This window comes from Streptomyces sp. RPT161, assembly GCF_027533845.1.
GTDB classification, from domain to species: domain Bacteria; phylum Actinomycetota; class Actinomycetes; order Streptomycetales; family Streptomycetaceae; genus Streptantibioticus_A; species Streptantibioticus_A silvisoli_A.
Genome location: NZ_JAPZVN010000002.1, coordinates 116,877 through 130,273, shown reverse-complemented (window position 1 = coordinate 130,273; position 13,397 = coordinate 116,877). Strand labels below are relative to the sequence as shown.

Genomic DNA, 13,397 nt, shown 5'->3' with positions numbered 1-13,397 from the left:
CGCTCCTCGCGCCGCCCCGGCTCGCTCAGGGCGGCCCGGCGGGCGACGCCGCCCGGACCTGTGGCGGCGCGGTGTCCACCCGGCCGGTGGCGGGCACGGGGGCGGGCTGCCGACCGCCGCCACCGGCGCCCCGGTAGACGGCCACGAAGGTCAGGGCGATCACCCCGATGCCCATCACCAGGGCCAGCACCCAGGCGACGGTGCGCTGCCAGCGGGTGTGGCCGCGGTAGGCGTGCCGGTGCGGGTGGCCGTAGCGGTCGAGGGCGTCGTCGGTGTCGTCCGCGAAGCTGCGGTAGCGGTAGGCGCCGTAGCGCGGCGTCTCGTCGTCGAGGACGTCGTCCTCCACCCCGCCGATCCTGGCGCGTGCGGCGTCCGCCTCCGTCCAGGCCTGGGCGGCGGCCAACAGCCGCTCGTGCGCGGTGGGTTCATGGAGCGTCGCCGCCCGTACGAAGGCCTCGTCGAACACCACGGATGCGAACTCGTCGTCCGCGCCGCCGTGGTCCTCACCGTCCGGGAACGGCTTGCCGCCCACATCCTCAGACACCCGTCCAGAGTAATCCCGGAAAGGCCGGGTTGGGCAGTCGGAAGCCGAATTCGACCGTGGCGGCCGCCACTTCGCGCCAGCGGGCGGGCGGTCAGCGGATGTGGCCGTCGCCGGTCACCACGTACTTGGTGGAGGTCAGCTCGGGCAGGCCCATCGGTCCGCGGGCGTGCAACTTCTGGGTGGAGATGCCGATTTCGGCGCCGAAGCCGAACTGGCCGCCGTCGGTGAACCTGGTCGAGGCGTTGACCATCACGGCGGTGGAGTCCACCAGCGCCACGAAGCGGCGGGCGGCGGACTGGTCGCGGGTGACGATGGCCTCGGTGTGTCCCGAGGACCACCGGCGGATGTGCGCCACGGCGGCGTCCAGGTCGGGCACCACGGCGGCGGCGATGTCGTACGACAGGTACTCGGTCGCCCAGTCCTCCTCGGTGGCCGCCAGCACGGCACCGGAGGCCCGCTGCCAGCGCTCGTCGCCGTGTACGGTCACCCCGGCCTCGGAGAGTGCGGCCAGCGCCCGGGGCAGGAAGGCGTCGGCGACGGCGGCGTGCACCAGCACCGTCTCCGCGGCGTTGCACACGCTCGGCCGCGACGCCTTGGCGTTGACCAGGATCTTCACGGCCATGTCGAGATCGGCGTGCTCGTCCACGTACACATGGCAGTTGCCGACCCCGGTCTCGATCACCGGAACCGTGGACTCCTCCACGACCGTCCTGATCAGCGAGGCGCCACCGCGCGGGATGAGCACGTCCACCAGACCGCGGGCGCGCATCAGCTCCTTGACCGAGTCACGGCTCTCGCCGGGCACCAACTGCACCGCGTCCGCGGGCAGTCCGGCCGCCTGCACCGCGTCCCTCAGCACCGCGACCAGCGCGGTGTTGGAGGCGTACGCGGACGAGGACCCGCGCAGCAGTACCGCGTTGCCGGACTTCAGGCAGAGCACGGCGGCGTCCACGGTGACGTTCGGCCGGGCCTCGTAGATGATGCCGACCACACCGAGCGGAACCCGGACCTGGCGCAGCTCAAGGCCGTTGGGCAGCGTGGAGCCGCGCAGCACCTCACCGACCGGGTCGGGCAGCGCCACCACCTTGGTCACGTCCGCGGCGATGGCCTCGATCCGCTCCGGGGTGAGGGTGAGCCGGTCGATGAGCGCCTCGCTGCTGCCGCCCGCCCGTCGCCCACCACCGGCCGCCGCCATTTCGCGGCGGGCCCTGTCGATGTCCTCCGCGTTGGCCGCGACGATCTCCCCGGTACGGGCGCGCAGCGCGTCGGCGATCGCGAGCAGCGCGCCGTCGCGTACGGACCGCGGCAGCGGTGCGAGCACGGCGGCGGCCGCCTTCGCACGGCGGGCGGTGTCAAGTACGGGCGAGGTCGCGCTACTGGTCATGGGGGAAGCCTACTGACCTGCGGCGGCATGCCGGACCGTGATTCCACATGCCGGACCGGATCAGTACGGGTGCACCCCGACCGGGGTGGCGGGCGGCGGCCCATAGCCTTCGGCCACGCGCTGGTGGTACGTCTCGCGGTCGATGACCTCAAGACCGACGATCTCCCAGGGCGGCAACTTGGCGGTGGCGCGGTGCTCGCCCCACAGCCGCAGCGCGATGGCCGCCGCGTCATGCAGGTCGCGCGCCTCCTCCCAGTAGCGGATCTCCGCGTGGGTGGTGGCGTAGCGGCTGGTCAGCAGGAAGGGGTGATCGTGGGCGAGTTGCTCCAGCGCCCGTCTGACCTCCGTGAGTGGCGCCTCGTCCCCCGAGACGCTGAGCGTGACATGCCACAGACGGGAGGCGTCGCGCTCCCGGCTGTGCGATTCCGGCGCCGGATCCTGTCCTGGACGGTCCGTCTGTATGCCGTCGACGCTGGTCAGGGTCCGTTCCGCCGTTCCTCGGGGCAGCGCCCCCGGGCGCCCTCGTCTCACCGGCGGCCTCCTGTATGCGTTCTCCGCCTTGGGGTCAGCGGATTGTGGTGCGGGGTCTGGCGATCCTGCCTGGCTTGCTCTACTGGGCTTGCGTGTGATTCGGACGTTCTTGTTTGGAGTTTCCTGTGTGGAAACGGTCCCCCGCATCAAAGTTGACCAGTCCCGGGCCGACCGCGGGGCGTTTTTCCCCAAGAAGCCCTCGGATCGTCGACCCGCCTGCCAGCCTTCACACGGCCTTCACCGCAGCACGACCAGGTCGTCGCGGTGCACCACCTCGCGCTCATAGGCCGGACCGAGTTCCGCGGCCAGCTCCCGGGTGGACCGGCCGAGCAGCCTCGGCAGCTCCTTGGCGTCGAAGTTGACCAGACCGCGGGCGACCGCCCGACCGGTCTCGTCGACCAGGTCCACCGGGTCACCCGCGGAGAAGTGGCCCTCGACCCCGGTCAGCCCGGCGGGCAGCAGCGATGTCCGCCGCTCCACCACCGCCTTGACCGCTCCGGCGTCCAGCCGCAACGCGCCGCGCGGGGCGGAGGCGTGCGCCAGCCACAGCAGCCGGTCCGCGGAGCGCTTGCCGGTGCGGTGGAACAGGGTGCCGGTCGGCCGCCCGGCCAGCGCGTCCGCGGCGTGCGTCGCCGAGGTGAGCACCACCGGCACACCCGCCGCCGCGGCGATACCGGCCGCCTCCACCTTGGTCACCATGCCGCCGGTGCCCACACCGGCCTTGCCCGCGCTGCCGATCGACACCCCGTCGAGGTCCCGCGGACCGGCCACCTCCGCGATCCGCTGGGCGCCCGGAGTGCGCGGATCGCCGTCGTACAGCCCGTCCACGTCGGAGAGCAGCACCAGCAGGTCGGCGCGGACCAGGTGGGCGACGAGCGCGGCCAGCCGGTCGTTGTCGCCGAACCTGATCTCGTCGGTGGCCACCGTGTCGTTCTCGTTGACGATCGGCAGGGCGCCCATGGCGAGCAGCTTGTCCAGCGTGCGGTAGGCGTTGCGGTAGTGCGCCCGTCGGCTGACGTCATCGGCGGTCAGCAGCACCTGCCCGACCCGGATCCCGTACCGCGCGAACGACGCGGTGTAGCGGGCGACCAGCAGTCCCTGGCCCACGCTGGCGGCGGCCTGCTGACGGGCCAGGTCGCGAGGGCGCCTGGCCAGGCCCAGCGGGGCGAGCCCGGCGGCGATCGCGCCCGAGGAGACCAGCACGATCTCCCTGCTGTCCCGGCACTTCGCCAGCACGTCCACCAACGCGTCCACCCGGTCGGCGTCCAGGCCGCCCGCGGCGGTGGTCAGCGAGGACGAGCCGACCTTGACGACGACCCTACGGGCCGCCGTCACATCGCCTCTCAGACCTGCGTCCTGCTGCCGTACCACCGCGTGTACCCCACAACTTCCTGCTGGTCCCGTTTCGCCGAGCGCAATGTACGGGACTCGGCGGACCGTTCGCCTCCGAGTATCGAACCGCGGAACGACGTCAGAACGGATTGAACTCGTCGTACTCGCGCTCCGCCTCGTCGCGTTCCGCGTCGCGGTCCTTGCGCCGCTGGGCGGCCGGGCGCGGGGCGTCGAAGCGGTGGTCCTCGCCGCGGCGGCCCAGCATCTCGGCACCGGCGGCCAGCGAGGGCTCCCAGTCGAAGACGACCGCGTCCTCCTCCGGGCCGATCACCACCTGGTCGCCCGCGCGGGCGCCGACCTTCACCAACTCCTCTTCCACACCGAGGCGGTTGAGCCGGTCGGCGAGGTAGCCGACGGCCTCGTCGTTGTTGAAGTCGGTCTGCCGGACCCAGCGTTCCGGCTTCTCGCCGCGCACCCGGTAGAAGCCGTCCTCGGCGGTGACGGTGAAGCCCGCGTCGTCCACGGCCTGCGGGCGGATGACGATCCGGGTCGCCTCCTGCACCGGCCTGGCGGCCCGCGCCCTGGCGACGATGTCCGCCAGCGCGAAGGACAGTTCCCGCAGGCCGTGCCGGGAGACCGCCGACACCTCGAAGACCTGGTAACCGCGGGCCTCCAGGTCGGGACGGATCAGATCGGCGAGGTCCTGGCCGTCCGGGATGTCCACCTTGTTGAGCACCACGATCCGCGGCCGGTCCCCGAGACCGCCGTACTCCGCCAGTTCGGCTTCGATCGCATCGAGGTCCGTGACCGGGTCGCGGTGCGATTCGAGCGTCGCGGTGTCCAGTACGTGCACCAGCACCGAACAGCGCTCGACATGGCGCAGGAACTCCAGACCGAGGCCCTTGCCCTGGCTGGCACCCGGGATCAGCCCGGGCACGTCGGCGATGGTGTAGACCGTCGAACCGGCCGTCACCACACCGAGGTTGGGCACCAGCGTGGTGAACGGATAGTCGGCGATCTTCGGCTTGGCCGCGGAGAGCACCGAGATCAGCGACGACTTGCCCGCGCTCGGGTAGCCGACCAGCGCCACGTCCGCGACCGTCTTCAGTTCGAGCACGATGTCGTGCGCCTGGCCGGGCTCGCCGAGCAGCGCGAAACCGGGGGCCTTGCGGCGCGCGGAGGCCAGCGCGGCGTTGCCCAGGCCGCCGCGACCGCCCTGGGCGGCGATGAACGAGGTGCCCTGGCCCACCAGGTCGGCCAGTACGTTGCCCTTGGCGTCCAGTACGACCGTGCCGTCCGGGACCGGCAGGACCAGGTCCTGGCCGTCCGCGCCGGAGCGGTTGCCGCCTTCGCCGGGCTTGCCGTTGGTGGCCTTGCGGTGCGGGGAGTGGTGGTAGTCGATCAGCGTGGTGATGCCGGTGTCGACCACCAGGATCACATCGCCGCCGCGACCGCCGTTGCCGCCGTCCGGGCCGCCCAGCGGCTTGAACTTCTCCCGGTGCACGGAGGCGCAGCCGTGGCCTCCGTTACCCGCGGCGACATGCAGTTCGACGCGGTCCACGAAGGTGGTCATGGTCTGGGCCTCCTAGGGATTTCTATCGGTTTGCCAAACACATCGAGGGCGGACCTGCCTCCCGGTGCGGGAAGCGAGGTCCGCCCTCGGTGTGTCGCGTTACGGCAGCTGGTTGTTTCAGCTGGCCGGAACGATGTTCACAACCTTGCGACCACGGCTGGTGCCGAACTCGACCGCACCGGCGGTGAGGGCGAACAGCGTGTCGTCGCCACCGCGGCCAACGCCGTTGCCCGGGTGGAAGTGGGTGCCGCGCTGGCGGACCAGGATCTCACCGGCGTTGACGACCTGACCGCCGAAGCGCTTCACGCCGAGCCGCTGAGCGTTGGAGTCGCGACCGTTCCGGGTGGACGATGCGCCCTTCTTGTGTGCCATCTCTCCTCAGTCCCTTACTTCGCAGCCGTGGGGATGCCGGTGATCTTCACTGCCGTGTACTGCTGGCGGTGGCCCTGGCGCCGACGGTAACCGGTCTTGTTCTTGTACCGCAGGATGTCGATCTTGGCACCCTTGTGGTGGTCCACGACCTCGGCCTGGACCTTCACGCCCGCCAGCACCCACGGGTCGCTGGTGACGGAGTCGCCATCGACAACGAGCAGGGTCGAGAGCTCGACCGTGTCGCCAACCTTGGCGGTGGAAATCTTGTCAACCTCGACGATGTCACCGACAGCAACCTTGTGCTGGCGGCCACCGCTACGCACGACTGCGTACAACGCGGATCTCACTCTCTCGCTCGAAATGGCACTCCCGATGCCAGCCCGCACGAGGTTCGCTGTGTGAGCCTCTCCCGACAGGAGCGGGAGGGATTTGCTCAGGAGTGGGCGCAGAAACGCCGAAGGTCAAGGTTACGGGGCGCCTTCGGCGGGGTCAAACCGGGGGTTCCCGCCACCCGGCCCCTACGTCACCGCCCCCGTCCGGGCGGACCCGGCGGGGGCGGTGACGGCGAAAAGGTGGGCGGGCGGGAAGACCCACCAGCCCGACCGCGGGCTTACGACTCGTCCGCCGGGGCGGCGGCCGCCTTCTTGGCCACGGCCTTCTTGGTCGTGGTCTTCTTGGCGGCGGCCTTCTTGGTCGTCGTCTTCTTCGCGGCAGCGGTCTTCTTGGCCGCCGCCTTCTTCGCGGGAGCCTTCTTGACCGCCGTCTTGCGAGCCGCCCGCTTCTTGGGCGCGGGCTCGGGCTCCTCGGCGGCCTCCACGGCCTCCACCGGTGCCGCCGGTACGACCACCACGGCCGCCTCCGCCGCCGCGGGCGGCGGGCCGGCCGGAGCCGACGCCTTACGGGCGCGCCGACGCGGACGTACCGCCTCGGGCTCGGCCACCTCGGCGGCCGGTGCCGTCTCGACGGGGGCCGCCTCGGGCGCGGCCTCGGTCGGTGCCGCCGGGACGACGATGACCTCCGCGGCGGCTGCCTCCTCGGCGGCCTTGGGCGAGCCCGCGGGCGCGGTCGCCTTGCGGGAGCGGCGGCGCGGACGTACCGGCTCCGGCTCCGGCGCCGCCTCGGGCTCCGGCTCGGGCTCAGCCGCGACCGGGGCCGCCGGTACGACGACCTCCGCCTCGGCCTGCTTCGGCGCGCCCGCCGGAGCGCTCGCGGCCCTGGTCGCCCGCCGGCGGCCGCGCGGAGCGGCGGCCTTCGCCGCGGCCTCCGCCTCGGCCGGGCTGCCGAACCACTCCTCGTCGCCGCCGATGGCGGGCACCAGCTCGCGCTCGGTGACCTCGACGGGTTCGACCACCTCAGCGGCCTCCAGCGCCTCCGCGGCTTCGGCCACCGTGGCCGCCTCCACCGCCTCGGGCTGCGCTGCCGCACGGCCCTTCTTCTTGCGCTTGCCGCCGCCACCGGGCGTGGTGGCCTGCTCCATGTGGACGATGACACCGCGGCCGTTGCAGTGCACACAGGTCTCGGAGAAGGACTCCAGCAGACCCTGGCCCACCCGCTTGCGGGTCATCTGGATCAGTCCCAGCGAGGTGACCTCGGCGACCTGGTGCTTGGTGCGGTCCCGCCCCAGGCACTCCAGCAGCCGCCGCATGACCAGGTCGCGGTTGGACTCCAGCACCATGTCGATGAAGTCGATCACGATGATGCCGCCGAGGTCGCGCAGCCGCAGCTGGCGCACGATCTCCTCGGCCGCCTCCAGGTTGTTCCTGGTGACCGTCTCCTCCAGGTTGCCGCCCTGGCCGGTGAACTTGCCGGTGTTGACGTCGATGACGACCATCGCCTCCGTCCGGTCGATCACCAGCGAACCACCGGACGGCAGCCAGACCTTGCGGTCCAGCGCCTTCAGCAGCTGCTCGTCGATCCGGTAGGTGGCGAAGGCGTCGACCTCGGAGGTCCACTTCTGCAGCCGGTCCACCAGGTCGGGCGCGACGTGCGAGACATATCCGTGGATGGTCTCCCATGCGTTGTCGCCGCTGATGATGACCTTGGAGAAGTCCTCGTTGAAGATGTCGCGCACGACCCGGACGGTCATGTCCGGCTCGCCGTACAGCAGCGTCGGGGCGTTGCCGTTCTTCGCCTTCTTCTGGATCTCCTCCCACTGCGCCTGCAGCCGCTCGACGTCGCGGCGCAGTTCCTCCTCGCTCGCGCCCTCGGCGGCGGTGCGCACGATGACGCCCGCGTCCTCGGGGACGATCTTCTTGAGGATCTGCTTCAGCCGCGCCCGCTCGGTGTCCGGGAGCTTGCGGCTGATGCCGGTCATCGAGCCCTCGGGCACGTAGACCAGGTAGCGGCCGGGCAGCGAGACCTGGCTGGTCAGCCGGGCGCCCTTGTGGCCGATCGGGTCCTTGGTGACCTGGACCAGCACGGACTGGCCGGACTTCAGCGCGGACTCGATGCGGCGCGGACCGCCCGCCAGGCCCAGCGCCTCGAAGTTGACCTCGCCCGCGTACAGCACGGCGTTGCGGCCCTTGCCGATGTCGACGAACGCGGCCTCCATCGACGGCAGCACGTTCTGGACCTTGCCCAGGTAGACGTTGCCGACGTAGGAGGTGGCCTGCTCCTTGTTGACGAAGTGCTCGACCAGCACGCCGTCCTCAAGGACGCCGATCTGGGTGCGCTCGCCGCTCTCACGGACCACCATCACCCGCTCGACCGCCTCGCGGCGGGCCAGGAACTCGGCCTCGGTGATGATCGGCACCCGGCGACGGCCCTGCTCACGGCCCTCGCGACGGCGCTGCTTCTTCGCCTCCAGACGGGTCGAGCCCTTGATGGACTGGACCTCGTCGGACGGCTCCTCCTTCTTCTTGCGCGGCTCGCGGATCTTGACGACGGTACGCACACCGTCCTCGTCGGCCGGGGCCTCCGCCTCACCGGCCGCCTCACCGCTGCGGCGGCGCCGACGGCGGCGGCGACGGCTGGTGCTGCTGCCGTACTCGGCCTCCTCGTCCTCGGCCTCCTCCGGCTCCTGCTCGGCCTGCGGCTGGGCGGCCTCGGTCTCGGCCTCCTCCTCGCCGTCCGCCTCGGCCTCGGCCGCGTCGCCACGACGGCGGCGACGGCCGCCACGGCGGCGGCGACGGGACGGGCGCTCGCCGGTCTCGTCCTCGTGCTCGGCCTCCGGCTCCGCCTCCTCGGCGGCCTCCTCAGCGGCGGTCGGCTCCTCGGCGGGAGCGGTCACCGGCGCCTCCTCGGCGGCGACCCGGCGACGGCGGCGACGGCGCGAACCGCCCTCCTCCTCGTCCTCGGCGGCCGCACTGGCGGCCTCGGCCGCGGTGAAGACCGGCGGCTGGAAGACGGCCGTGGGCGGCCGGACGGCGCGGCGACGGCCGCGTACCGGCTCCTCGGACACGTCCTCCTCGGGCGCCATGGACGCCACCGGCTCGGTCGTGTCGCTGTCCGCGGCGGCGAACGAGGGCGGACCGGCCTCCGCGGTGGCCTTACGGGTGCGACGGCGGGTGCGCTGCGGGGCCACGTCGGGCTCCGCGGCGGCCTCGATGGGCGCCGGCTCCGGCTCGGCCTCCTCCTTGGGGGCGAGGGAGCCGGGCTTCAGCCGACGGGAGTCGTCGCCGGGCTCCGCGGCGGCGCGCTTGCGGGTGCGGCGGGCGCGCTGCGGGGCCTCCTCGGCCGCGGCTTCCTCGGTGGCGGCGGGCGCCTCCGGGGCGGCGGCCTTACGGGTGGCGCGACGCCGCGGGGTGCGGGCGGGCGCCTCCTCGGCCTCGGCGGCGGGCGCCTCGGGAGCTTCCTCGGCGGCCTTCGGCGGGCCCGCGGGCGCGGTGGCCTTACGGGTGGCGCGGCGCCGGGTGGTGGTCGTACGCGCCGGTGGGGCCTCTGCCGACTCGGTGGCGGCTGGCGCCTCCGGGGCGGCGGGCTTCTCGGAAATGGTCTGGGTGTCCTCGGCGGACGCGGCAGCCGGCGGACCGGCCGGGCGCGAAGCGGCCCTACGCCGGCGGCGGGGCGCCGCCGGGGTCTGGGATTCGGCGCTCACGCCGGAATCACTGCCGTTCGGCGCCTCGGGCGCCGCGTTGCCGGGCTCGGGGGTATCGAGCATGCGGGCGTTTCTCCCGTCACGCTCCCGGGCGCCGCGCTCTGGTTCCGGCCGCGGCCGCTGTTTCACGGCTGCGCGGCCCGGGGCACGGGCGCCACACGGGAGCTGTTGTCTCACTCGCCGGGCCCGTCCTGATGGCCGAGACCGGCGAAAGTCTCCTGGTCAGCGCGTCACCGGACGCTAAGAACGGCCCCTGCCCGCCCGGTGACGGGCGGCGAGGCGACTCCCTGGCGCATCGGCGATGCGTCAACGACGGTCCTACGCGGGACCGCCCGGCACTGTCGCAACGGACTGCCCGGCGGCCGTGTTGAGTACGGCCGAGGCGGCGTCGCGGTCTGGCGCGAACGGATCGGTCACCGTGCCGGTCTTCTCGTCAAGCGGCCCCTGCGCCAGCCTGGTCACCGCTGCGGGGACCGGCGGCGCGAGGTCGGCCGTCGAACGGAGGCCGGACAGGACGTCGTCGGGTCGTACGGCAGGTGTCAGATGCCGAACAACCAGCCGCAGTATCGCACAGCTACCACGTCCCGGCCTATCGGCACTCTGTTCTACGGATGTCAGCGCGTCCGCCGTGTCCTGCGGCGACGCGTCCGGCGGTACCACCGTCAGCTCGGTCACCGCGGCGCGCGCGTCGAAGGTCCGCACACCGTTCTTCGTGGTACGCCGGACCTCGACCGCCTCCGCGGCGAGGAACGCGTCCACCGCGCGCTGCGCCTCGGAGGGCTCGACGCCCTCCAGCCGCAGCTGCCACACCGAGGCCTCCAGCCGGTCGGCGAGGCCGGAGGTGTGCGCCTCCACCGCGTCGATCACATCAAGGCCGGGCGGCAGCGACTCGTCGAGCAGCACCCGCAGCTTCTCCGGGTCACGCGGTGCGGTGAGAGCGATCTCCAGGTACTCGGCTTCGCTGGCCACACCGGTGGGTGCGGCGTTGGCGTAGCTGACCTTGGGGTGCGGGGTGAACCCCGCCGAGTACGCCATGGGCACCTCGGCGCGGCGCAGCGCCCGCTCGAACGCGCGCTGGAAGTCGCGGTGGCTGGTGAACCGAAGGCGGCCCCGCTTGGTGTAGCGCAGTCGGATGCGCTGCACCGCGGGTGCGGGCGGAGGGCCTTCGGGCTGTCGCTTGCCCAGTGTCGTTCATTCCTTCATGAGAGCGGTCATACCTCTCCCAAGGTTACGCGGCCGGGGTGGCCGGGCGGGACTCAGCCCAGGGACCCGGGCTCGGCGAGCCAGCGGGTCTTCAGCTCGGTGTGCTGGGCGATGGTCTCGAAGCCCCGGTCGTAGTGCAGCAGCGTGAGGCGGTGGTCGAGCGCGGTGACCGCGACCAGCAGCCCGGCCACCCCAGCGGAGCGGTGGCAGCCCGCCCGAACCAGGTTCCGCTGCAGCGCCCTGGCGCGCGTCCACGCCTCCTCCGTCACCCCGTACCGGCCGTACAACGACGCGAACCCGTCGGCGAGCCGGTCGTACTCGTCCGCTGAGCGGGCCGAACGCAGCAGCTGGACCCGCGTCGCCTCGCACATGCCGACGCGGCCCTGCCTGAGCACCGGCGCCCACTTCTCCAGTGCCGCCGCCCGGTGGATCCGGGCAGCCGCCGACGCGTCGATCAGGAAGCGATCGGCTCCGTCTGCGAGCACCGCACCTCCCCCAGGGCCTTGTCGAACACGCCGTCCTCCGCCATCTCGACCAGGTCCCGCAGCGCCTCTTCGCGCCGGACCCGCGCCGCCACCTCATGGAGCGCCGCGTTGACCGTGTCCTTCTTGGTCTTCGTGCCGAGCGCCCGGGCCGCGAGAGCCAATGCCTCTTCGTCGATGTCGATCACGGTCTTGGCCACCCGCACCACCACCTCCCTCTCGACACCCAGGGTATCGATCCCGTCACAGTGCAGAATCATTTCCGCTGATCGGACAAGCACAAAAGGCCCCACCGCACCGGCGCTGGATGCCTTCGTGGAAACGGCTCGGCCAACGACGACAGTCGGTCCGAGACGCTCCACGGCCGCGCGTCCCTCTTCCCCACGACCAGACGCGGGCGCCTTGGTGGCGAACCGCCGAAGTGTGCCCCTTCGTCGCCCGAAGGTGCCCCGGCGCACCTGTACTCGCAGCGGACGGCCCGGGTAGGACGGACAGATCCACTTCCTTGAGGAGGAGAACTTGGCTTCCGCCATGGACAGGGAAACCGGCCACGCAGCGGAACGCGGGGCCGCTTCCATGCGCCGCCCAGACGCTCCCGCGCGCACCTCCGCCCGAGGCTTGCTCGGGCTGCAGGGTGCCGCGGGGAACGCCGCGGTCGTTCAGATGCTCCGGCGAAGCGGACACGCGTGGGCCCAGGACGGACACGGACACAGTGCCGACCGCGGTGGCGGAACGGGACAGCTCGCGGTGCAGCGCTCCGCTGTCCATGCCGTCCTGCGCAGCCCGGGGAAACCGCTGGAACCCGCGGTCCGTGCCGAGATGGAAGCACGGCTCGGCGCCGACTTCTCCAACGTCCGCATCCATGCGGACACCGCCGCACAGCGGTCCGCGGCGGAGCTGGGCGCCCGCGCCTACACCTCGGGCAGCCATGTGGTCATCGGGCAGGGCGGTGGAGACAAGCACACCCTCGCCCACGAGCTGACGCACGTCATCCAGCAGCGGCAGGGCCAGGTCGCCGGAGCGGACAACGGCAACGGACTGCGGGTGAGCGATCCGTCCGACCGCTTCGAGCGTGAGGCCGAAGCCAATGCGCACCGGGTGATGGGCGGCCCGGTTCCCACCGAGAGCCAGGAGGCCGGTGTGGCCGCCGCCGGCGAACTCGTCCCAACGGTTTCCAGGGCGATTCAGCGCGTGTACGGGGGCCGTCACCAGGTGCAGTACGGCAACACGGCCAACGGAGTGGGCACCTACATGAAGGCCGAGCTGCATCCCGGCTCCCTGGGAAAGGGCAGCTCACCGCGTGTCAAGCCCACGTGGTGGCCGGCGTCGAACAGCGGTGCCACCGGAGCCTGGTTCGCGCGGAACATGGTGCAGGGGCACCTGCTGAACGACAACCTGGGCGGCCCCGGAAACACCTTGACGAACCTGACACCGCTCACCAAGACCGGGAACTCCAACCACCTGCACTACACAGAAGCGAACGTGAAGAAGGAGATCAAGAACGGCAACGTGGTGGAGTACGAGGTGGTGGCCCACTTCGACGGGGTGACGGGGGCAGAGCTGGGAGCGACCGGATCGGTGGCTGCCGACATCGACAAGCACTTCCGGTACTCCATTCCCTCGCACCTCGAATGCAACGTCCAGGTGTACGACACGCAGGGGAAGTGGCTGTACGGCGAGGACTGGTACGTGCGGAACACCAAGTGACACACGGCGCCGCCGTGCCGTGACCGAGTCCGGCGGCCCCGATCCGCCACCCCTCAACCCCACTCGACCTCACTGCGGAGGCCAGGGCACGCCCGAGGGGCCTGCAGAGGCGTCCCGGGGGCCGCCACGCGCTTCGACTCCCGTGCGCGCCGCACCCCCCGGGTCCGCCAGGACGGCGGTCAGGGCCGCCTCATCCTCCGATACGCTCCCCGACCGCTTCTGTGACGCGTTTC

Annotated in this window: 12 protein-coding genes; 1 reads left to right on the top strand and 11 read right to left on the bottom strand. The window is 72.1% G+C overall.

The annotated features are described in order from the left end of the window. Positions 1-25: 25 nt before the first annotated feature. The 11 genes from O5O46_RS05100 to O5O46_RS35445 all read right to left on the bottom strand — a co-directional run bounded on the left by O5O46_RS05100 (position 26) and on the right by O5O46_RS35445 (position 11,819). Positions 26-544 (bottom strand): SCO2584 family spore wall biosynthesis protein, encoded by a 519-nt coding sequence (locus O5O46_RS05100; protein ID WP_269854024.1) that lies wholly within the window; start codon positions 542-544, stop codon positions 26-28. Between the two features lie 91 nt (positions 545-635). Next, positions 636-1,928, bottom strand: a complete 1,293-nt coding sequence (locus O5O46_RS05095; protein ID WP_269854023.1) for a glutamate-5-semialdehyde dehydrogenase — start codon at positions 1,926-1,928, stop codon at positions 636-638. A 60-nt stretch (positions 1,929-1,988) separates the two neighbouring features. Beyond that, on the bottom strand, positions 1,989-2,459 hold the full coding sequence (locus O5O46_RS05090) for a hypothetical protein (protein ID WP_269854022.1): 471 nt from the start codon (positions 2,457-2,459) through the stop codon (positions 1,989-1,991). Between the two features lie 237 nt (positions 2,460-2,696). Continuing rightward, complete coding sequence (gene proB / locus O5O46_RS05085) at positions 2,697-3,794, bottom strand: glutamate 5-kinase (protein WP_269854021.1); 1,098 nt, start codon at positions 3,792-3,794, stop codon at positions 2,697-2,699. 136 nt (positions 3,795-3,930) lie between these two features. Beyond that, positions 3,931-5,364: a GTPase ObgE gene (gene obgE / locus O5O46_RS05080; RefSeq protein WP_269854020.1), complete on the bottom strand. Its 1,434-nt coding sequence runs from the start codon at positions 5,362-5,364 to the stop codon at positions 3,931-3,933. 117 nt (positions 5,365-5,481) lie between these two features. Continuing rightward, positions 5,482-5,736, bottom strand: coding sequence for a 50S ribosomal protein L27 (gene rpmA / locus O5O46_RS05075; protein WP_269854019.1), 255 nt, complete (start codon positions 5,734-5,736; stop codon positions 5,482-5,484). A gap of 14 nt (positions 5,737-5,750) precedes the next feature. Next, the gene (gene rplU / locus O5O46_RS05070; RefSeq protein ID WP_255928715.1) at positions 5,751-6,071 is read right to left on the bottom strand and encodes a 50S ribosomal protein L21; all 321 of its coding nucleotides are present in this window, start codon (positions 6,069-6,071) and stop codon (positions 5,751-5,753) included. A gap of 275 nt (positions 6,072-6,346) precedes the next feature. Then, a complete protein-coding gene (locus tag O5O46_RS05065) occupies positions 6,347-9,835 on the bottom strand; it encodes an Rne/Rng family ribonuclease (RefSeq protein WP_269854018.1) in 3,489 nt (1,162 codons plus the stop codon). 255 nt (positions 9,836-10,090) lie between these two features. After that, positions 10,091-10,915, bottom strand: coding sequence for a TIGR03936 family radical SAM-associated protein (locus O5O46_RS05060; RefSeq protein WP_269854017.1), 825 nt, complete (start codon positions 10,913-10,915; stop codon positions 10,091-10,093). 113 nt (positions 10,916-11,028) lie between these two features. After that, positions 11,029-11,460 (bottom strand): VapC toxin family PIN domain ribonuclease, encoded by a 432-nt coding sequence (locus O5O46_RS05055; protein WP_269854016.1) that lies wholly within the window; start codon positions 11,458-11,460, stop codon positions 11,029-11,031. After that, a complete protein-coding gene (locus O5O46_RS35445) occupies positions 11,430-11,819 on the bottom strand; it encodes a type II toxin-antitoxin system VapB family antitoxin (RefSeq protein ID WP_443072391.1) in 390 nt (129 codons plus the stop codon). Before O5O46_RS35445 ends, O5O46_RS05055 begins: the two co-directional genes overlap by 31 nt. A gap of 301 nt (positions 11,820-12,120) precedes the next feature. Here O5O46_RS35445 and O5O46_RS35440 point away from each other — a divergent pair, with 301 nt between their 5' ends. After that, complete coding sequence (locus tag O5O46_RS35440) at positions 12,121-13,164, top strand: eCIS core domain-containing protein (protein WP_443072390.1); 1,044 nt, start codon at positions 12,121-12,123, stop codon at positions 13,162-13,164. Positions 13,165-13,397: the final 233 nt, after the last annotated feature.

What these genes read in the sequence shown, in the direction of transcription:
- O5O46_RS35440 (WP_443072390.1), top strand. Translation starts at nt 12,121, where the DNA reads ATGCTCCGGCGAAGCGGACACGCGTGGGCCCAGGACGGACACGGACAC.
- obgE (WP_269854020.1), bottom strand. Translation starts at nt 5,364, where the DNA reads ATGACCACCTTCGTGGACCGCGTCGAACTGCATGTCGCCGCGGGTAAC.
- O5O46_RS05095 (WP_269854023.1), bottom strand. Translation starts at nt 1,928, where the DNA reads ATGACCAGTAGCGCGACCTCGCCCGTACTTGACACCGCCCGCCGTGCG.
- O5O46_RS05065 (WP_269854018.1), bottom strand. Translation starts at nt 9,835, where the DNA reads ATGCTCGATACCCCCGAGCCCGGCAACGCGGCGCCCGAGGCGCCGAAC.
- rpmA (WP_269854019.1), bottom strand. Translation starts at nt 5,736, where the DNA reads ATGGCACACAAGAAGGGCGCATCGTCCACCCGGAACGGTCGCGACTCC.